A 20073-nucleotide genomic window follows, 5' to 3' on the forward strand; every position below is an offset into this window, starting at 1 on the left:
TCAGTACGAGTCGACGATGTCGACGCGTACGCCGCGTCCACCGATGGAGCCGATCACCTGGCGCAGCGCCTTGGCGGTCCGACCGGACCGCCCGATCACCGTGCCGAGGTCCTCGGGGTGCACGCGGACTTCCAGCCGCTTGCCCCGACGGGAGTCGACCAACCGGACGCGCACGTCGTCCGGGTGGTCCACGATGCCCTTGACCAGGTGCTCCAGCGCGGGACGCAGTGCCACGTCAGGCCTGCTCACCGGCGTCGGCAGCAGCGGCCGGGGCCTCGGCCGGAGCCTCGGTCTTCGGAGCCTCGGTCTTCGGCGCCTCCGCCTCGGCCGGAGCCTCGACCTTGGCCGGAGCCTCAGCCTTGGAGGCCTTCTTGGCCGGCCGGGCCGGGGCCTCCGGGGCCAGCCCGGCGGCGGCCTTCGCCTCGGCCTCGTACGCCGCCTTGCGGTCGGCCCGCTCGGGGGCGACCTTCAGCGGCGGCGGGGCCGGCAGGCCCTTGTACTTCTGCCAGTCACCGGTCAGCTCCAGCAGACGCTGCACGGCCTCGCTCGGCTGCGCGCCGACGGAGAGCCAGTACTGGACCCGGTCCGACTTGACCTCGATCACCGAAGGGTCTTCCTTCGGCTGGTACACGCCGACGAACTCGATCGCGCGACCGTCACGCTTGGTGCGCGAGTCGGCGACGACGATGCGGTACTGCGGGTTGCGGATCTTGCCCATCCGCAGGAGCCGGATCTTTACGGCCACAGTTGTTTCGCTCCTGTTGCGATCTCACCGACCCGGTACGGGCGGTGCACGGGTGAGCGCCACCCGGCACAGTGGGGTTTGGGCCGGAGACTGCTCGGTGGACTGGCGACGCGCCCGGGTTAGAGGGCGCCGAACGCGTGCCGGATACCAGCGCCCCATTCTGCCAGATCCGGCGCCGATCTCTCACACCGGACCCGGAGACCACGCTCAGGACCGCCGCGCGGTGACCGGGATCACGCCGGTCAGCGCACCGGCGGACGGTCCCAGCCCGGTGGGAGCGCGTCCGGGACGGCCCAGTCCACCGGCGGCTCGAAGTCGCACCAGGTCCCGTCGAACGGGAACTCCCCCGCCTCGGCCAGGGCGATCACCCGCTCCCCCTCGGCCCGCACCGCCTTCTCGTCCGCCACCCAGTAGTCGTCGGGGAAGGCGAGCCGCTCGACGAACTCCTCCTCGTCCTTCCACCGCCAGCTGCGGTCGGGGTGGACCACCACGTCCAGGTCCTGGTCCACCACGTCGACCCCGGCGACCGGGCCGTCGTCCCAGCGGACGGCGGGCTCCTCGAGGTTGACGTACCAGTTGGCGAAGCGGCCGGCGGCGTCGCGGAACCACCAGACGGAGTGGGTGGCGCCGCTGGGCAGGAACTTCAGCAGCGGCGGCCCGTTCCACCGGCCGTGCGCCAGCCGGTACGACGAGGAGATCCACTCGACGAACGGCATGGCCCGCATGCCCAGCCCGGCCTCGGTGACCTCGTTGGCGATCGGAGTGTCCCGGGCGATCCAGAGCAGCAGCCCACGCTCGTCGTCGGCCACCACCCGCGCCGGCCGCACCCACCCGATCCGACCCTGCCGCACGTTGCGGTGCATGACCAGCCGCCCCGCCTCGAACCTCATGCCCCGACCCTACCGAGCACTCCGGGCTCCACAGGTCCGGGACAGCTGTCGGCCACGGAGATCGACTCACCGGGGTGCGGGGCGGGGAAAGCACGGAAGCCGGGCCCGCGGGGCGGGACCGGCTTCCGGGGTACGACTGCTCAGTAGGCGCGGGCCAGGATGGCCACCAGGTCGGGCTCGTCCTCGGAGTCGGGCACGGAGCCGTCGGCGCGGAGCAGGCAGCGCACGGTGACGCCCTGGCCGTTCGCCTCGGCCTCGCCCTGCACGCCGACCGCCGACCACGGCACCTTGGCCCAGCCGGTGGCCGCCGCCTCGATCGCCTCCGCGAGGCTCGACACCTCGACGGTGCGGGACTGCCGGTGCGCCAGGGCCTGGTCGTGCAGCGTCTGCTGGTCGGCCTCCAGGGCGTCCAGCACCGCGCCGACCACGTCGGCGACCGGGGTCGGGGACTTCGAGCCGTCCGTACGCCGGACCACGACCGCGTTGCCGGCGGCCAGGTCGCGGGGGCCGACCTCGACACGTACCGGATAGCCGCGCAGCTCGGCGTCGACGGCCCGGCGGCCGAACGCGGTGTCGGTGCGGTCGTCGAGCGCGACCCGGACACCGGCGTCGCGCAGGCCGTCGCGGAGCTTGGCCGCCGCCTCGCCGACGCCCTCGCCGTCCTTGACGATCATCACGTACGCCTGGATCGGCGCCAGCCTCGGCGGCACGCGCAGGCCGTTGTCGTCGCCGTGGGCCATGATCAGGCCACCGAGCATCCGGGTGGAGGTGCCCCAGGAGGTCGTCCAGGCGTGCTCCCGGCCACCCTCGGCCGAGGAGTAGCTGATGTCGAACGCCTTGGCGAAGTTCTGCCCCAGCTCGTGGCTGGTGCCGAGCTGAAGGGCCTTGCCGTCACCCATCATGCCTTCGCAGGTGTAGGTGGCGGTCGCCCCGGCGAAGCGCTCCCGGGCGGTCTTCAGGCCGACCACCACCGGAATGCCCAGCACGTTGACCATCAGGTCCTCGTACGCCTCGTGGAGGATCCGCCGCGCGTAGGCGCGGGCGTCCTCCCGGGTGGCGTGCGCGGTGTGCCCCTCCTGCCAGAGGAACTCGCTGGTGCGCAGGAAGATCCGCGGGCGCAGCTCCCAGCGGACCACGTTGGCCCACTGGTTGAGCAGCAGCGGCAGGTCCCGGTACGAGTCGATCCACTTGGCCATGAACTCGCCGATGACCGTCTCGCTGGTGGGGCGCACCACCACCGGCTCGGCGAGCTGCTTGCCGCCACCGTGGGTGACCACTGCCAGCTCCGGCGAGAAGCCCTCGACGTGCTGGGCCTCGCGCTTGAGGTAGCTCTCCGGGATGAAGAGCGGGAAGTACGCGTTCTCCGCGCCGGCCGCCTTGATCCGGGCGTCCATCTCGGCCTGCATCCGCTCCCAGATGGCGTAGCCGGCGGGGCGGATGACCATGGTGCCGCGGACCGGGCCGTTGTCGGCCAGCTTCGCCTTGGCGATCAGGTCCTGGTACCAGCGGGGGAAGTCCTCCGCACGGGGAGTGAGCACGCGTGCCATGACCGCACATCCTAGGCGGCGTCCGGCTCGCCACTGCGCCCGGGAGGCGTCCGTCGCGTCGCGCCGCGTCCGCTGGCGACGGCGTGGGCGGCCGGACGCGCCGACCGTAGACTTCGACCACGATGGGTGAGCTGAGGGATTCCGCCCGCCAGCGGCTGCGCGACACGATCGTCGACGCCGCCCGCGCGCAGACCGCCGCGTCCGGCTGGGACGGGGTACGGATGGGCGGGGTGGCCGCCGCCGCCGGGGTGAGCCGGCAGACCGTCTACAACGAGTTCGGCAGCAAGGCCGGGCTGGCCGAGGCCCTCGCCCGACGCGAGGTGGACCGGTTCGTCGCCGAGGTACGCGCCGCGCTGCGCGCGCACGGCGCCGACGTGCGGGCCGGCGCGTACGCGGCCATCCGGCACACCCTCGCCGAGGCGGCCGACAACCCGCTGATCAAGGCGATCCTGACCAGCGCCCGGGGCGGCTCCGACGAGCTGCTGCCCTTCCTGACCACCCGGGCCGAGCTGGTGCTGACCGAGGCCTCCGGCGCCCTGCTGGAGTGGGCCGGCGACCACCTGCCCGACGCCGACCCGGCGGCGCTGGCCTTCGCCGCCGACACCATCGTCCGCCTGGTGGTCAGCCACATCGTGCTCCCCCAGGCCCCGGTGGACGACACCGCCGAGGCCCTGGCCGACCTGGCCCTGCACCTCTTCCTGACGGCTGCCACCCCCTGACCACCCGCGCCCCACGCCCTCGCGCCCTACGGCGGGGGTCAGCGGAGCACGCGGCCTCGGAGGATGGCGCGGGACGGGGTGCGGACGACGCGCAGGTCCTTGCGCGGGTCCTCCGGGTAGACGGTCAGGTCGGCCAGGCCGCCCTCGACCAGGCCGGGGAAGCCGAGCCACTCGCGGCCCCGCCAGGAGGCGGCGGCGAGGACGTCCACCGCGGACATGCCGGCCCGCTCGTGCAGCAGCAGCATCTCCTCGGCGGCCAGCCCGTGGTCGATGCCGCCGCCCGCGTCGGTGCCCACGTAGATCGGCACCCCCGCCTCGTACGCGGCGCGGACCACCTCCGGGAAGCGGTCGCGCAGGGCGAGCATGTGGTCGGCGTACCCGGGGAACCTGGCCCGGGCCTGGTCGGCGATGCCGCCGAAGGTCTGGATGTTGATCATCGTGGGGATCAGCGCGGTGCCCTGCCGGGCCATCAGGTCGATCAGGTCGAGGCTCAACCCGGTGCCGTGCTCGACCGAGTCCACCCCGGCCCGCACCATGATCTCCACGGCCGACTCGGAGAAGGTGTGCACCGCGGCGCGTACCCCGGCGGCGTGCGCGGCCTCGACGGCCGCGGTCATGGTGTCGGCGTCCCAGGCCGGCGCCAGGTCGCCGACGCCCCGGTCGATCCAGTCGCCGACCAGCTTGACCCAGCCGTTGCCGGCGGCGGCCTGCGCGGCGACCGTCGCGGCCACCTCCGCCGCGCCGACCTCCACGCCGATGTCGCGCAGGTAGCGCTTCGGCGGGGCGACGTGCCGGCCCGCGCGGGCCAGTCGCGGCAGGTCCGGCTCGTCGTCGAGCTCTGGGTACGGGTACGGCGAGCCGGCGTCCCGGATCGCCAGCACCCCGGCGTCCCGGTCGATACGGGCCAGCTCGCGGGCCTGGTCGAGCGAGGTGATCGGGGTGCCGCCCCGGGCGATGCCGATGTGGCAGTGCGCGTCGATCAGGCCGGGCAGCACGTACCCGCCGTCGACCACGGTCTCCGCGCCGGGCACCGGTTCGAAGGTGACCCGGTCGCCGACCAGCCACAGATCCCGGACCTCGTCGTCCGGCAGGAGCACACCGCGCACATGCAGAGCCATGTGCACAGTCCTACCGGATCATCCCCTGCCGCGCCTCGGCGGGCCGGAACCGCCCGGCGCGGCGGTGGCCGGAAGGCTCACCCGGACCGGGTGGGGCCGCCTCACCCGGTGCCGATGAACGGTGGTCGGACCCGAGAGCTCAGGGAGGAAAGATGGCTGTCCGGACGAAGGTACGTCCCTCGCCCACCGACGAGGTCCCGCTGCACCCGGCGCACGGCTACCGGCTGCGCCGGCAGCGGCACCCGGTCGGCATCCGGGGCGGGCCGCGGCGCGCCCCGCGCGGGTACCAGCTGACCGACGCCGACCAGCAGCACGTCCGGGCGGTGTACGAGCTGCGCGTGCGGCAGCTGGCCCGGGCGGTGGTGACGGCGGCCCGGCAGCCGGGCGACGCGACGGAGAACCTGGTCGGACAGTTGGAACAGCGGATGGACGCGCTGGTGCACCGGGCCGGCTTCGCGCGCTCGGTGGACGAGGCGCGCGACCTCGTCGCCCACAACACCTTCACCGTCGACGGCGGCAAGGTCAACCGGCCCTCGTACCTGGTCCAGCCGGGGCAGACCATCCAGGTGCGCCCGGAGCGCCAGTGGCATATGCCGGTCGCCGTCGCCGTCGCCGAGTACCCCGGCGGCGAGGCGCCGCCGTACCTGGAGGTCAGGCCGGAGCGGTGCACCGCGACCCTGACCCGGGAACCGCGACGGCAGGAGGTGCCCGCATTGCGGGACATCCCCCTCGCCGTCCACGCCGACGAGGAGGTCGCGCGATGAGCATGCCGATTCCGAACGACCGCCGGGTACCCAACTACCTGCGGCAGAGCGGCCGGCCGGACTTGACGCCGCGGCAGCGGCGCCGCGTCGAGCACAAGCAGGCGCGGCTGGAGAGCATGACGGGTCAGCGTCCCCCGAAGAAGGCACCACGACGGTGACCCGCGACCGGATGGCGGTCGCCGCCACCACCCGGCGGAACCGGGGCGAACCGACGCGAACCGACGGCGGTGACGGGCGCCGCCATCCGGCCCCAACGTCAGCGCTTGCCGTCGCCCTTGCCGAGCTTGTTGAAATCGATCTTCGGGAGCTTGAAGCCCGGCGGCAGGCCCTGACCGCCGGCCAGGTCGCCCGGGTCCATGCCCGGCGGGAGCTGCGGCATGCCGCCTGGGAAGCCGCCCGGCATCCCGGCGCCCGCCCCGGTGCGCGGCCGGTTGCCGCCCTTGGTGCCCTTGCGCTTGTTCTTCGGCGACTTGGTCGCCTTGCGCCGGCCACCGCCGGGCAGGCCCATCATGCCGCCCATCTGCTTCATCATCTTCTGCGCGTCGGCGAAGCGGTTGAGCAGCTGGTTGACGTCCATCACGGTGACGCCGGAACCGCTGGCGATCCGGGCCCGCCGGGAACCGTTGATGATCTTCGGGTTGGTCCGCTCGCCCGGGGTCATCGACCGGATGATCGCGGTGACCCGGTCGAAGTGCTTGTCGTCCAGCTCGGAGAGCTGGTCCTTCATCTGCCCCATGCCGGGCATCATGGCCAGCACGTTGGCGATCGGGCCCATCCGGCGGACCGCGATGAGCTGGTCGAGGAAGTCCTCCAGGGTGAACTGCTCGCCGCCCATCAGCTTGGCGGTCATCTTCTCCTTCTGATCGGAGTCGAAGGCCTGCTCGGCCTGCTCGATCAGAGTGAGGACGTCGCCCATGCCGAGGATCCGGCTGGCCATCCGGTCGGGGTGGAAGACGTCGAAGTCCTCCAGCTTCTCGCCGGTGGAGGCGAAGAGGATCGGCTGCCCGGTGACCTCCCGGACCGACAGCGCGGCGCCACCGCGGGCGTCGCCGTCGAGCTTGGAGAGGACCACGCCGGTGATACCGACCCCGTCCCGGAACGCCTCGGCGGTCCGGACCGCGTCCTGACCGACCATCGCGTCGATGACGAAGATGACCTCGTCGGGGTCGACGGCGTCGCGGATGTCGGCGGCCTGCTGCATCATCTCGGCGTCGATGCCGAGGCGGCCGGCGGTGTCGACGATGACGATGTCCCGGGCGGCCCGCTTGGCGTGCTCGATCGAGGCGCGCGCGACCTGCACCGGGTCGCCGGTGCCGTTGCCGGGCTCCGGGGCGTACACCTCGACGCCGGCGCGGCCACCGAGCACCTGGAGCTGCCCGACGGCGTTGGGGCGCTGGAGGTCGGCGGCGACCAGCAGCGGCTGGTGCCCCTGAGCCTTGAGCCAGCGCGCCAGCTTGCCGGCGAGGGTGGTCTTGCCGGAACCCTGGAGGCCGGCCAGCATGATCACGGTCGGCGGCTGCTTGGCGAACTGGAGCCGCCGCCCCTCGCCGCCGAGCACGTTGACCAGCTCGTCGTTGACGATCTTGATGATCTGCTGGGCCGGGTTGAGCGCCTGGGAGACCTCGGCGCTCCGGGCCCGCTCCTTGACGTTCGCGATGAAGCCCTTGACCACCGGCAGGGCGACGTCGGCCTCCAGCAGCGCCATGCGGATCTCGCGCGCGGTGGCGTCGATGTCGGCGTCGGTGAGCCGACCCTTGCCACGGAGCTTGGTGAAGATCCCGGACAGGCGGTCACTCAAGGTGTCAAACACGCGAACATCCCGTTTGTCGTTTTTCCGGCGGGCACAACGCGGCTGGGCAGGAGTCCAGCCACCGCTAGGGTAGCCCGCCGCCCGCACCCGCGCTCCGGCCCGGCCCCGGCACCGCCCGCAGCCGCCGTGCCCGGCGTGATCGAGCTCCGTAGCCTCCGCCGGCCGTCCCGCCGGCCGCTCCGGCCGACCCCCCGACGATCACGAGTCGACCAGCCCCGACTGGTACGCGAAGACCACCAGCTGGGCCCGGTCCCGGGCGCCCAGCTTCACCATCGCCCGGCTGACGTGGGTCCGCGCGGTGGCCGGGCTGACCACCAGCCGGCCGGCGATCTCGGCGTTGCTCAACCCCTCGCCGACCAGCCCGACCACCTCCCGCTCCCGGTCGGTGAGGGCGTCCAGGCGCGGGTGCGGGCGGGGCACCCGGGCCGGCCGGGCAGCGTACTCACGGACCACCCGGCGGGTCACCGAGGGCGACAGCAGCGCCTCCCCCTCGGCCACCACCCGGATGGCCCGCAGCAGCTCCGCCGGCGGGGTGTCCTTGGTGAGGAAGCCGCTCGCCCCGTACCGCAGCGCGTCGAAGACGTACTCGTCGAGCTCGAAGGTGGTCAGCACGACCACCCGGGTACCGGCCAGCGCGGGGTCGGCGACGATCCGCCGGGTCGCCTCGATGCCGTCCACGCCCGGCATCCGGACGTCCATCAGCACCACGTCGGGGCGCTGCGCACGGGCCAGCTCCACGGCGCGCAGCCCGTCGGCGGCCTCGCCGACCACGCTCAGGTCGTCCTCGCTCTCCACCAGGGCCCGCAGCCCGATCCGCACCAGGTCCTGGTCGTCGGCGAGCAACACCGTGATCACTGAGCCTCCTCCACCGGCAGTGCCGCGTACACCCGGAAACCGCCGCCGGAGTGCGGGCCGGCGGCGAACGACCCGCCCAGCGCGGTGACCCGCTCCCGCATCCCGGCCAGCCCGAACCCGCCGCCCGGCCCGACCCCGGTCGGCGCGCCCCGGCCGGTGTCGGTCACCTCCACGGCCACCTCGGCGGGCGCGTACCGGAGTCGGACGGCGGCGGTGGCCGGCCCGGCGTGCCGCAGCACGTTGGTCAACGACTCCTGCACCACCCGGTAGGCGGCCAGGTCCACCGCCACGGGCAGCGGCCGCGGTTCCCCGTCCACCGTCACGGTGACCGGCACCCCGGCCCCGGCCAGCCGGTCCCGCAGCTGCGGCACCTGGTCCAGCCCGGGCGCCGGGGCCCGCTGGGCGTCCGCCTCGTCCCGGCGGACCACGGTCAGCGTCACCCGCAGCTCGTCCAGCGCCTCCTTGCTGGTCCGGCTGATCGCCCGCAGCGCCGTCTCGGCCTGCTCCGGCCGCTTCGCCAGCAGGTGCAGCGCGATCTCCGCCTGCATGTGGATCGCCGCCAGGCCGTGCCCCACCACGTCGTGCACCTCCCGGGCCACCCGCAGCCGCTCCCCGTCGGCCAGCAGCCGGGCCTGCTCGGCGCGGGCCCGGGCGGTCGTCTCGCGGTTGGTCCGCACCGCGACGCCCAGCGCGAACGGCACCACGACCCAGGCCGACCCGGGCAGCGCCGCGGCCGCACCGGGCGCGGCGCCCCGGGACCAGAAGACGTGCACCAGGATCAGCACGAGCCCGCCCGCCGCCGCGACGGCGGCCGCCCGGATCGGCAGCCGCACCGCCACCGTGTAGACGGCCACCATGAAGCTGAGCAGCACCGGGCCGTACGGGTAGCCGAGCACCAGGTAGGCGGAGACCGCGACGCTGACCAGGGCGAGGGTCACCCGGGGTGCGCGGCGCCGCCCGACCAGCGCGAGGGCGGCGCCGCCGGCCAGGACCAGGGCCCCGGCGTCGACGGCGACGGCGCCGGGCTGGTTGCGCCCGGCCGCAGCCGTGGCGAAGACCCCGAGCAGCAGCAGGAACAGGGCCAGCGCGAGGTCGCCCGCCGACTCCTGGCGACGCCCGTCCGGATCCTCGACCGCTGGCACGTCGGTCATTCTGCCCGTCGGCCGGCCCCTCGACGTGCCCCCACGGGCGGCTCCGCGGCTACGTCGCCGGACGTACCGCGCTCAGACGGCGGCCAGCACCGCGGCCTCCAGCCGGGCCCGCTCGGCGTCGTCCGGCCAGCCGCCGACCAGATAGAAGGCGTCCACCACGTCGGCGCCGAGGGTGGAGATCCGGGCGGCCCGGACCTGCGCCCCGGCCTCGTCGAGGGCGCAGGTGACCCGGTAGAGCAGCCCGGCCGCGTCGGCGGCGCGCAGCTCCAGCAGCACCGCGTCGGTGGCGGCCTCCCGGTGCCAGACCACCCGGGGCGCGGCACCCTCCCCGCGAGCGGCCAGGGCCCGGCCGCGCAGCCGCTGGGTGACCGAGACGTCGCCGTTGACCGCCCGGCGCAGGTCCGCGCTGAGCGCGATCGGGTCGGGGGTGAGGCCGTAGCGCGGCTGGACGCGGCACTGCACCAGGGCGCGGCCGTCGACCGTGGCGGCGTCCGCGGAGAGCACCTCCAGCCGGTGCAGGGCCAGACAGCCGGCGACCGTCGCGAGCAGCCCCCGCCGGTCCGCCGCGGCCACCGCCACTCGGTCCTCCGTCAGGTGTACGACCGGCAGCGGCCCGGCCACCAGCGCCGGGTCCGGGGCGGGCGGGGCGGGCAGCACCCCGGTGTCCAGCGCGGTGCGCACCCGGCCGACCAGCTCGCCGACCAGCCGCCCCTTCCAGTCCGACCAGGCGGCCGGGCCGGTGGCCGCCGCGTCGGCGCGGACCAGGCCGTGCAGCAGGTCGAGGGTGGTGGTGTCGCCGACCCGCTCGGCCACCCCGGCGATGGTGACCGGGTCGGACAGGTCACGGCGGGTGGCCACGTCGGGCAGGAGCAGGTGCAGCCGGACCAGCGTGCCGATCAGCGCCACCTCCGGCTCGGGCAGGCCGATCCGGGTGGCCACCGCCTCGGCCAGCGGGGCCCCGACGGTGCTGTGGTCGCCGGGCAGCCCCTTGCCGATGTCGTGCAGGAACGCGCCGAGCAGCAGCAGGTCGGGCCGGTCCACCTCGCGGGTGTGCCGACTCGCCTCGTACGCGGTCTGCACCAGGTGCCGGTCGAGGGTGTACCGGTGCACGGGGTTGTGCTGGGGCAGGCTGCGCAGCCGGGTCCACTCGGGCAGCCAGCCGTCGATCAGCCCGTACCGGTCGCAGGTCTCCCAGGCGGGCACCAGGCCGGGTCCGGCGCCGAGCAGGGTGGTCAGCGCGGCCCGGGCGGCCGGCGGCCACGGCGCGGGCAGCGGCGGGCAGTACGCGGCCAGCCACTCGCAGGTGGCCCGGGCGATCGGCAGCCGGGTGGTGGCCGCCGCGGCGGCGATCCGCAGCGACAGGCTCGGGTCGGGGCGGGCGCCGATGGCGGTGCGGGCCAGCACCAGCTCGCCGTCGTGCTCGACCACGTCCCGGGCCACCGGACGGCGCAGCGGACGCCCGTCGGCGCCCCGGCGGCGGCCGGAGCGGAGCCGGTCGGCGGCCCGCCAGGCGTCGTCGAGGGCGTGGCTGATGGTGCGGGCGTCCCCGGCGACCCGGCGCAGCAGCGCGTCGCCGTCCTCCATCCCGAGCAGGGCGGCGACCCCGTCGCGTTCCTGGGCGACCAGCCGGTCGACCCGGCGGCCGACCTGCTCGTGCAGGGCGTCGCGGGTGTCCAGCAGGCGCAGGTGGGCGGCGCGGACGGCGGGGCGCAGCGCGTCGGTGACGCCGGCGGTGGCGATGCCCCGCAGGATGCCCACGTCGCGCAGGCCGCCGGCGGCCTCCTTGAGGTCGCCCTCCAGCAGGAAGGCCAGTTCCCCGTGGGTACGCCAGCGGGCGGCGGTGATCTCGCGCAGCCCGGGCAGCTGGCGGACGGCGGTACGCCGCCAGTGGTCGGTGGCGGTCCGGTGCAGGGTGTCGGCGAGCGCCCGGTCCCCGGCGACGAAGCGGGCGTCGAGCAGGGCGAGGGCGACCTTGACGTCGTCCTGGGCCACGGAGAGCGCCTCGGCGAGGGTGCGCACCGAGTGGTCCAGCCGCACGCCGGCGTCCCAGATCGGGTACCACAGCGACGCGGCCAGCTGGTCCACGCCGGGCACCCCGGCGTGCAGCAGGACCAGGTCCAGGTCACCCTGCGGGGCGCACTGCCGCCGCCCGAGGCCACCGACCGCGATCAGGGCGATGCCGGGCCGGGGCGGCAGCAGCGCGGCGAGCCAGTCGTCGAACGCCGCGGCCCGCTCCCGGCGGGCCGCCGCGCCGATCCCGGCCGGTACGCGGACGACCCCGTCGACCAGGAGGCCGGCGCCGGCGGAAATGGGGGTCTCCGGCGCGTCGTTCCTGGTCGACGGGGTCATCTGGTGGCGCCTCCTACAGGGCGTCGAGGCCGCGTTCGCCGGTCCGGACCCGGACGACCTCCTCGACGCCGGTCACCCAGACCTTCCCGTCGCCGATCTTGCCGGTCCGGGCCGCCGCCACGATCGCGTCCACGATCTTGTCGACATCCATCTCGTCGGTGAGCACCTCGACCCGGATCTTGGGCAGGAACTCGACCGTGTACTCGGCACCCCGGTAGACCTCGGTGTGCCCCTTCTGCCGCCCGTACCCCTGAACCTCGCTGACGGTCAGGCCGGCCACGCCGAGGGCGTGCAGGGCCTCCTTCACCGCGTCCAGCTGGTACGGCTTGATGACCGCGGTCACCAGCTTCATGTCCAAGCCCTCCATTCCAGGAACGTTAACCGGCGACCTTCTCGTCCACCGGCGCGGTGGCCGGCGCGGTGGCCTCCTCCGAGGCCGGCTTCGCGGCGCCCGGGCTGAGCCCGGCCATCGCGAAGGCCCCACCGGCGGAGCTGCCGGTGGTCGGCGACAGGTCGTACGCGCTCTCCGCGTGCTCGGCCACGTCGATGCCGGCGACCTCGTCGTCGGGGTCGGACCGGAGGCCGATCAGGGCCTTGACGGCGAGGGCGATCAGCACGGCCACCCCGAAGGAGTAGACCGAGACGATGCCGCTGGCCAGGGCCTGCCGGCCGAGCTGGGTCAGGCCGCCGCCGTAGAACAGGCCCTCGCTGGCGCCGAGGCCCTCGATGGCGGAGTTGACCTGGAGGGTGGCGAAGAAGCCGATGAACAGCGAGCCGATCCAGCCGGCGACGAAGTGCACGCCGACCACGTCGAGCGAGTCGTCGAAGCCGAGCTTGTACTTCAGGCTGACCGCCACCGCGCAGACCGCGCCGGCGATCAGGCCGAGCAGCACCGACGGCAGCGGGGCGATGAAGCCACAGGCCGGGGTGATGGCGACCAGACCGGCGATGGCGCCGGAGGAGGCGCCCACCAGGGTGGGCTTCCTGCTGCGTACCCACTCGACGACGACCCAGCCGAGCACACCGGCGGCCGTGGCCACCTGGGTGTTGACGAAGGCCACCGCGGTGGTGCCGTCGACGGTCAGCTCGGAGCCGGCGTTGAAGCCGAACCAGCCGAACCAGAGCAGACCGGCGCCGAGCGCCACGAACGGGATGTTGTGCGGCTTGAAGCTCTCCCGGGGCCAGCCGACCCGCTTGCCGAGGACGAGCACCAGGCCGAGCGCGGCGGCGCCGGCGTTGATGTGGACCGCGGTGCCACCGGCGAAGTCCAGCGCCTTGATCTTGGAGCCGATGAAGCCACCGCCCCAGACCCAGTGCGCGACCGGGACGTAGACCAGGGTGAACCAGGCGAAGGCGAAGAGCAGCCAGCCGGAGAACTTGAGCCGGTCGGAGACCGCGCCGGAGATCAGGGCCACCGTGATGATCGCGAACATCATCTGGAAGACCATGAAGACGTACGTGGGGATTCCGGTCCCCGCCCCGAGGAAGAGCCACTCCTCGCCGATGAAGCTCGTCTCGGTGCCGAAGTACTGGGTGAAGCTGCCGATCACGTTGTTGACGCCCGCGCTGCCGTTGGTGCCGAACGCGAGGGTGAAGCCGTAGATGACCCAGAGTACGGAGATGAGCCCGATCGCTGAGAAGCTCATCATCATCATGTTCAGTACGCCCTTGGACCGGTTCAGTCCCCCGTAGAACAGGGCCAGACCCGGCGTCATGAGCAGCACGAGCGCAGACGACAGGAGCAACCAGGCGGTGTTGCCGGTGTTGATCTCCACGCTGCCTCCTCTCGGTGTGGAAGTCCTCCTCATCCGACTGGAACTGGCACCATCGCCCGTCAGCCGGTTGGCGGGAACTCTGGCCGCCCGCTGTTTCCTTCACCGACACCGCTCGATTTCCGACGCGTGACGGGTTGTTTCCGGCATGTGAAGAACCGCGATCATGGACCGGGGAAACGGAAAGAGTGGCCGTCCGGTGTCGGAACGACCACTCTTTCCCGGTGCGGGCGCCTCAGCGCAGGGCGTACTCCAGGTGGTGCCGCTCGTAGTCGAGCAGCCGCAGGTCGCGCATCGGGCGGCGCAGGTGGCCCTTGTGCACGATCCGGACGAAGGCCGGCTCGCCGGCCGCGGCCATCCGGCGGATGCCCTCGACGTGGTCGACGATCCGCTTGCGGATGGTCCGGATCAGCCGGTGCCGGTCCCGCGGGATCAGCCCGTACGCGTCGGCGAAGAGGCGCAGCCGGCGCGGCCGGTCGGGGCGCTTCCAACCGAGGGTGATCGAGTCCCGGTCGGAGAAGATCGGCACCCAGGTCCAGGCCGCGTACGCCACGTCGTAGATCCGGGCGCCGGGCGAGGCGAGGTCGAAGTCGATCAGCCCGAGGGTGCCGTCGGGACGCCAGATCACATTGTGCGGGGCGGCGTCGTGGTGGCAGATCACCTCGGTGTCCGGCGGGGGCGGGCCGAACGAGCGCCAGACCGCACCCGGCGGCGGCGCGAAGCCGTACTGGGCGTCGTGGAACATCCGCAGCATGGTCGCCACGGTCACCAGCGCCTCGTCGGTGACCCAGTGCCGGGCCAGCGGGTACTCCCCGCACTCCCCTTCCAGGTACGACAGCACCTCACGGTTGCGCTCGTCCATCCCGAGGGCGCGGGGGGCGCCGGAGAACCCGACGTACTCCAGGTGCCGCAGCAGGGCGTGCACGGACGGCGTCCACGGGCCGGCGTTGCGCCGGACGGTGTCGCCGACCCGTACCACCGTGCTCACGTTCCCGCCGTGCAGCGGGATCTCCTGCGAAGTCACGTACGGCCTCCCGAGGCCCGGCGCCGCGTCGCGAGGGTCCCGCCACCCGGGGTACGCGCGATCGTCAGTCGTCACTGCGAGATTACGCGTCCCGGGCGAGCGGCTCGGTGCCGAGCAGCGCGTCGACGAACTGTGCCGGGTCGAACGGGGCCAGGTCGTCGGCGCCCTCGCCGAGGCCGACCAGCTTGACCGGGATGCCGAGCTTGCGCTGCACGGCGATCACGATGCCGCCCTTGGCGGTGCCGTCGAGCTTGCTCAGCACCACGCCGGTCACGTTGACCACCTCGGTGAAGACCCGGGCCTGCTCCAGGCCGTTCTGGCCGGTGGTGGCGTCGAGGATCAGCAGGGTCTCGTCGATCGGGCCGTGCTTCTCCACCACCCGCTTGACCTTGCCCAGCTCGTCCATCAGGCCGATCTTGTTCTGCAGCCGGCCGGCGGTGTCGATGAGGACGGTGTCGGTGCCGGCCTGGATGCCCTCGCGGACGGCGTCGAAGGCGACACTCGCCGGGTCGGCGCCCTCCGGGCCGCGGACGGTGATCGCACCCACCCGGCTGCCCCAGGTCTCCAGCTGGTCGGCGGCGGCGGCGCGGAACGTGTCGGCGGCGCCGAGGGTGACCGTGCGGCCGTCGGCGATCAGCACCCGGGCGATCTTGCCGCAGGTGGTGGTCTTGCCGGCGCCGTTCACGCCGACCACCAGCAGGACGGCGGGCCGGCCGTCCTTGGGCTCGGTCCTCAGGGACCGGTCCAGGCTCGGGTCGAGGGCGTTGACCAGCTCGGCGGCGAGCAGGGCGCGCAGCTCGCCGGCGGAGCGGGTGCCGAGCACCCGGGTCCGCTCGCGGAGCCGGTCGACGATGTCGCGGGTGGCGTCGATGCCGACGTCGGCGGTGATCAGGGCGTCCTCGATCTCCTCCCAGGCGTCCTCGTCGAGGTGGTCGCGGCTGAGCAGGCCGAGCAGGCTCTGGCCGAAGACGTTCTGCGAGCGGGACAGCCGGGAGCGCAGGCGGACGAGCCGGCCGGCGGTGGGCTCCGGGACCTCCAGCGGTGGCGCCTCGATCACCGGCGGTTCGACCAGGACGCCGGTGGACAGATCGGACTCGGGGGCCTCCACGGGTGGACCGGCCAGGTCCTCCTCGGCCCGGGTGTCGACCTCTGTCTCCGGCAGCGGCGGCTCGGGGCGCCGGCGCAACCGGGGCACCACCAGGCTGAGGCCGCCGAGGATCAGCACACCGAGCAGGGCGAGTGCGACGAGGAGGTATTCCTTCATGCCGAAATCCTGTCAGATGCCCGCGACGGCGTCTTCACCACGTGACCCCGGGGCGCTCAGCATCCGGCGGTACCCTCGGTCACAGCCAGCAGTGGTGCGACCGCCGGCCGGGTAGTAGACATGAAGATCGCTCAACTCGGAGGTCCACCATGCCCGCGGCACGCCTGCTCATCGGTCCCCTGCTGCGACGGGTGGCCGGCACCCGGGCCACCGTCTGGGTGGAGACCAGCGCGCCCGCGGTGGTCACCGTCCGCACGACCGACGGCGCCACGGGCACCGCACCGACCTTCTCCGCGTACGACCACCACTACGCCCTCGTGGTGGTGGAAGGGCTCACCCCGGACAGCGCGGCGAGCTACGAGGTGCTGGTCGACGACGAGGTGGCCTGGCCGGTGCCGGAGAGCGGCTTCCCGCCCAGCGTGATCCGGACCCGGGCCGTCGACGACCGCGATCAGCCGGTGCGGCTGGTCTTCGGCTCCTGCCGGGAGACCACGCAGCACGCCACCACCCGGCGGCTGCCCCCGGACGCGCTCGACGCGTACGCCCGGCGGCTGATCGCCGCCCCGGACCCGGCGGCCCTGCCCGACCTGCTGGTGCTCCTCGGCGACCAGGTCTACGCCGACGTCACCTCGCCGACGGTGAAGCGGCTGCTCAAGCGGCGCCGGCGCCGGCCGAAGGACGCCCCGGCCGACCAGGTGGTCAGCTTCGACGAGTACACGAAGCTCTACCTGGAGTCGTGGCGGGACCCGGAGATCCGCTGGCTGCTCTCCACCGTGCCGAGCGCGATGATCTTCGACGACCACGAGGTGATCGACGACTGGAACACCTCGGCCTCCTGGCGGGCCGACATGCGCGGCCAGGCGTGGTGGGCCGAGCGGATCCGCAGTGGGCTCGCCTCCTACTGGGTCTACCAGCACCTGGGCAACCTCTCCCCGGACGAGATCGCCGACGACCCGCTCTACGCCAAGGTGGTCACCGCCGGGGACGCCACCGAGGTGCTGCGCGAGTTCGGCGAGCGGGTGGACCGGGAGGCCGACGAGGCGCACGACACCGAGCGCTGGCGGGCCGTGCAGTACCAGTGGAGCTACTCGCTCGACCTGGGCCGGACCCGCCTCGTCATGCTCGACAACCGGTGCAGCCGGGTGCTCGACCCGGGCGCCCGGGCGATGCTGCCGCCGGGCGAGTGGTCCTGGTTCCTGGACCGGGCGCACGGCGTCTACGACCACCTGGTGGTGGGCACCTCGCTGCCCTGGCTGCTCCCGCCGGGCATCCACCACGTCGAGTCGTGGAACGAGAAGCTGGCCGACTCGCCCCGGGCCTGGGTGGCCCGCCTCGCCGAGCGGATGCGCCGGGCCTGGGACCTGGAGCACTGGGCCGCGTTCCGGCGCTCCTTCGACGCCCTCGGCGCGCTCTTCGCCCGGCTGGGCAGCGGCCAGCCGGGCGGCACGGGCGACCGGGTGGGCGCCGGGCCCGCGTACGCGCCGCCGGCCTCGATCAGCGTGCTCTCCGGGGACGTGCACCACTCGTACGTGGCCCGGGCCCGGTTCGACGACCCGGGGGTGCGCACCCCGGTGCACCAGCTGACCTGCTCGCCGATCCACAACCAGGTGCCGGCCGCGATGCGCCCGCTGATGAAGCTGGGCTGGAATCCGGGGCCGGCCTCGACCACCCGGGCGCTGGCCCGCTCCGCCGGGGTACGCCGACCGACGGTGCGGTGGAAGAAGCTGGCCGGGCCGTACTTCGGCAACGCGGTGGCCACACTGGAGCACCGCGGCCGGGGCGCCGAGGTGGTGATCGAGGGCACCACCAGCGACGGTCACCTGCGCGAGGTGGCCCGGCAGCGACTCGCCTCGGTGGACTGATCCCCGCGCCGTACGCTCTTCGCGTGGACACCGACGAGCACCTGCCGGAGACGCTGCGCGCGGTCGAGGACGAGCTGGCGGCGCTGCTGCGTCGGGGGCGGGCGCTGTCCTGGGAGATCGCCCGGGAGGTGCACCCCAACCTGGAGCCGAACGCGTACGGGCTGCTGCTCTGGCTGCGCCGGTCCGGGTCGATCCGGCTGACCGACCTGGCCACCCGGCTGGGCATCGGCAAGGGCACGCTCAGTCGGCAGATCCACGGCCTGGAGGGGCTCGGTCTGGTCCGGCGGGATCCGGACCCGGACGACCGGCGGGCGTCCCAGCTGCGGCTCACCGAGGAGGGCACCCGGCGGTTCGACGCCGCCCGGGCCGCCCGGCTCGGGCAGATCCGGCGGACGATGGAGAGCTGGCCGAAACGGGACGTCGCGGACTTCGCCCGGCTGCTGCACCGGTTCAACGACACGTTCTGACCCGTCCGGGGCGGAATAGAGCCGCGTCACGTCCGGTTGTTGCTTCAGGCAACCAACCCTTACGGTTGCCTTAGGCAACACTTTCAACGACAGGCACCGGAGGCACTCCACGATGACCCAGGCGACAGCGCCCACCCGGGCGACCGCCGTCGACATGACCCACCGGCAGATCCTGGAGGCCCTCTCCGGCCTGCTGCTGGGCATGTTCGTCGCGATCCTCTCCTCCACGGTCGTCTCCAACGCGCTGCCGCGGATCATCACCGAACTGCACGGCGGCCAGTCCGCGTACACCTGGGTGGTCACCTCGACGCTGCTGGCGACCACCGCGACCACCCCGATCTGGGGCAAGCTCTCCGACCTGGCCAGCAAGAAGCTCCTGGTCCAGCTGGCCCTGACGATCTTCGTGCTGGGCTCCGTGCTGGCCGGCCTCTCCCAGTCCACCGGCCAACTGATCGCCTGCCGGGTGCTCCAGGGCGTCGGCGCGGGCGGCCTCACCGCGCTCGCCCAGGTGATCATGGCGACGATGATCGCGCCGCGCGAACGCGGCCGCTACAGCGGCTACCTCGGCGCGGTGATGGCGGTCGGCACCATCGGCGGCCCGCTGATCGGCGGCGTGATCGTCGACACCGACCAGCTCGGCTGGCGCTGGTGCTTCTACGTCGGCGTGCCGTTCGCCATCGCGGCGCTGATCGTGCTCCAGAAGACCCTGCACCTGCCCGTGGTCAAGCGCGCGGTCAAGATCGACTGGTGGGGCGCCACCCTGATCACCGCGGCCGTCTCGCTGCTGCTGATCTGGGTCACCCTGGCCGGCGACAAGTACGACTGGATCTCCTGGCAGAGCGGCGTCATGGTGGTCGGCGCGCTGCTGCTCGGCGCCCTCGCCATCCGGGTGGAGAACCGGGCCAGCGAGCCGATGATCCCGCCGCGGCTGTTCCGCAACCGCACCATCACCCTCGCCGTGATCGCCAGCATCGCGGTCGGCGTCGGCATGTTCGGCGCCTCGGTCTTCCTCGGCCAGTACTTCCAGATCAGCCGCGGCGAGAGCCCGACCATGTCCGGCCTGATGACGCTGCCGATGATCGGCGGCCTGCTGGTCGCCTCCACGGTCGTCGGCCGGATCATCACCAACACCGGCCGCTGGAAGCGTTACCTGGTCGCCGGCTCGGCCCTGCTCACCGTCGGCTTCGCGCTGATGGGCACGCTGCGCGCGGACACCCCGTACTGGCAGATGAGCATCTACATGGCGCTGATCGGCATCGGGCTGGGCATGACCATGCAGAACCTCGTCCTCGCCGTGCAGAACACCGTCGGCCCGCACGAGCTCGGCGCGGCCAGCTCGGTGGTCGCCTTCTTCCGCAGCCTCGGCGGCGCGATCGGCGTCTCCGCGCTCGGCGCGATCCTCTCGCACAAGGTGAAGGGCTACATCGCCGACGGGCTGACCGCCCTCGGCGTCCCGACTGCCGGCTCGGGCAGTGGCGGCACCCTGCCGAACGTGCACACCCTCCCCGCGCCGATCCGCGCGGTCGTGGAGAGCGCGTACGGCCACGGCGCCGGTGACATCTTCCTGGCGGCCGCGCCGTTCGGGCTGGTCGCCCTGATCGCGGTCTGCTTCATCAAGGAGATCCCGCTGCGCCTGCACAACAACGACCCGATCGCCACCGAGGTGGAGCGCGAGTCGACCGTCGCGGCCGGTGGCGGGTCGGCCGTGGTCCGGACCGGCAGCCGGGACTGAGGCG

General features: G+C 73.5%; 19 protein-coding genes. 6 read left to right on the forward strand and 13 right to left on the reverse strand.

Annotated features, from left to right (window positions below; translation table 11 throughout):
• The 4 genes from AC5RWQ_RS20655 to proS form a co-directional block, all read right to left on the reverse strand.
• Complete coding sequence (locus tag AC5RWQ_RS20655; protein WP_334483172.1) at nt 1-261, reverse strand: RNA-binding protein; 261 nt, start codon at nt 259-261, stop codon at nt 1-3.
• Nucleotides 236-745, reverse strand: a complete 510-nt coding sequence (rpsP, locus tag AC5RWQ_RS20660) for a 30S ribosomal protein S16 (protein WP_494284341.1) — start codon at nt 743-745, stop codon at nt 236-238. The genes AC5RWQ_RS20655 and rpsP overlap by 26 nt, the downstream gene beginning before the upstream one ends.
• Before the next feature lie 242 nt (nt 746-987).
• Nucleotides 988-1635 (reverse strand): ribonuclease FAU-1 family protein, encoded by a 648-nt coding sequence (locus AC5RWQ_RS20665; protein ID WP_494284342.1) that lies wholly within the window; start codon nt 1633-1635, stop codon nt 988-990.
• Between the two features lie 140 nt (nt 1636-1775).
• Entirely contained in the window at nt 1776-3182 is a 1407-nt protein-coding gene (gene proS, locus AC5RWQ_RS20670) for a proline--tRNA ligase (protein WP_494284343.1), read from the reverse strand.
• A 122-nt stretch (nt 3183-3304) separates the two neighbouring features.
• Here proS and AC5RWQ_RS20675 point away from each other — a divergent pair, with 122 nt between their 5' ends.
• Complete coding sequence (locus AC5RWQ_RS20675; protein WP_494284344.1) at nt 3305-3901, forward strand: TetR/AcrR family transcriptional regulator; 597 nt, start codon at nt 3305-3307, stop codon at nt 3899-3901.
• Nucleotides 3902-3939: 38 nt separating this feature from the next.
• Here AC5RWQ_RS20675 and AC5RWQ_RS20680 read toward each other — a convergent pair whose 3' ends face one another.
• Nucleotides 3940-5019 carry an amidohydrolase family protein gene (locus AC5RWQ_RS20680; protein WP_494284345.1) on the reverse strand — a complete coding sequence of 360 codons (1080 nt, stop codon included), beginning with the start codon at nt 5017-5019 and terminating at the stop codon, nt 3940-3942.
• Nucleotides 5020-5171: 152 nt separating this feature from the next.
• Here AC5RWQ_RS20680 and rpsD point away from each other — a divergent pair, with 152 nt between their 5' ends.
• The gene (gene rpsD / locus AC5RWQ_RS20685; RefSeq protein ID WP_494284346.1) at nt 5172-5783 is read left to right on the forward strand and encodes a 30S ribosomal protein S4; all 612 of its coding nucleotides are present in this window, start codon (nt 5172-5174) and stop codon (nt 5781-5783) included.
• On the forward strand, nt 5780-5941 hold the full coding sequence (locus AC5RWQ_RS20690; protein WP_494284347.1) for a hypothetical protein: 162 nt from the start codon (nt 5780-5782) through the stop codon (nt 5939-5941). The genes rpsD and AC5RWQ_RS20690 overlap by 4 nt, the downstream gene beginning before the upstream one ends.
• A 98-nt stretch (nt 5942-6039) precedes the next feature.
• Here the strand turns inward: AC5RWQ_RS20690 and ffh are convergent, their stop codons facing one another.
• The 8 genes from ffh to ftsY form a co-directional block, all read right to left on the reverse strand.
• The gene (gene ffh, locus AC5RWQ_RS20695; RefSeq protein ID WP_494284348.1) at nt 6040-7593 is read right to left on the reverse strand and encodes a signal recognition particle protein; all 1554 of its coding nucleotides are present in this window, start codon (nt 7591-7593) and stop codon (nt 6040-6042) included.
• Nucleotides 7594-7791: 198 nt separating this feature from the next.
• On the reverse strand, nt 7792-8448 hold the full coding sequence (locus tag AC5RWQ_RS20700) for a response regulator transcription factor (RefSeq protein WP_334482812.1): 657 nt from the start codon (nt 8446-8448) through the stop codon (nt 7792-7794).
• Complete coding sequence (locus AC5RWQ_RS20705; protein ID WP_494284349.1) at nt 8445-9590, reverse strand: sensor histidine kinase; 1146 nt, start codon at nt 9588-9590, stop codon at nt 8445-8447. The genes AC5RWQ_RS20700 and AC5RWQ_RS20705 overlap by 4 nt, the downstream gene beginning before the upstream one ends.
• Before the next feature lie 81 nt (nt 9591-9671).
• On the reverse strand, nt 9672-11948 hold the full coding sequence (locus tag AC5RWQ_RS20710) for a [protein-PII] uridylyltransferase (protein ID WP_494284350.1): 2277 nt from the start codon (nt 11946-11948) through the stop codon (nt 9672-9674).
• 13 nt (nt 11949-11961) lie between these two features.
• Nucleotides 11962-12300, reverse strand: a complete 339-nt coding sequence (locus AC5RWQ_RS20715) for a P-II family nitrogen regulator (RefSeq protein WP_170285500.1) — start codon at nt 12298-12300, stop codon at nt 11962-11964.
• A 25-nt stretch (nt 12301-12325) separates the two neighbouring features.
• Nucleotides 12326-13723 (reverse strand): ammonium transporter, encoded by a 1398-nt coding sequence (locus AC5RWQ_RS20720; RefSeq protein WP_494284351.1) that lies wholly within the window; start codon nt 13721-13723, stop codon nt 12326-12328.
• Nucleotides 13724-13955: 232 nt separating this feature from the next.
• Nucleotides 13956-14819 (reverse strand): aminoglycoside phosphotransferase family protein, encoded by an 864-nt coding sequence (locus AC5RWQ_RS20725; RefSeq protein WP_494284352.1) that lies wholly within the window; start codon nt 14817-14819, stop codon nt 13956-13958.
• A gap of 7 nt (nt 14820-14826) precedes the next feature.
• Nucleotides 14827-16008: a signal recognition particle-docking protein FtsY gene (gene ftsY, locus AC5RWQ_RS20730; RefSeq protein ID WP_494284353.1), complete on the reverse strand. Its 1182-nt coding sequence runs from the start codon at nt 16006-16008 to the stop codon at nt 14827-14829.
• Between the two features lie 149 nt (nt 16009-16157).
• Between ftsY and AC5RWQ_RS20735 the strand changes: the two genes are divergently transcribed.
• The 3 genes from AC5RWQ_RS20735 (at nt 16158) to AC5RWQ_RS20745 (ending at nt 20069) form a co-directional block, all read left to right on the forward strand.
• Nucleotides 16158-17870: an alkaline phosphatase D family protein gene (locus AC5RWQ_RS20735; protein WP_494284354.1), complete on the forward strand. Its 1713-nt coding sequence runs from the start codon at nt 16158-16160 to the stop codon at nt 17868-17870.
• 23 nt (nt 17871-17893) lie between these two features.
• Entirely contained in the window at nt 17894-18337 is a 444-nt protein-coding gene (locus AC5RWQ_RS20740) for a MarR family winged helix-turn-helix transcriptional regulator (RefSeq protein ID WP_334482830.1), read from the forward strand.
• Nucleotides 18338-18449: 112 nt separating this feature from the next.
• Nucleotides 18450-20069, forward strand: coding sequence for an MDR family MFS transporter (locus AC5RWQ_RS20745; protein ID WP_494284355.1), 1620 nt, complete (start codon nt 18450-18452; stop codon nt 20067-20069).
• Nucleotides 20070-20073 lie beyond the last annotated feature (4 nt).

Source organism: Micromonospora sp. BS32, from assembly GCF_059089345.1.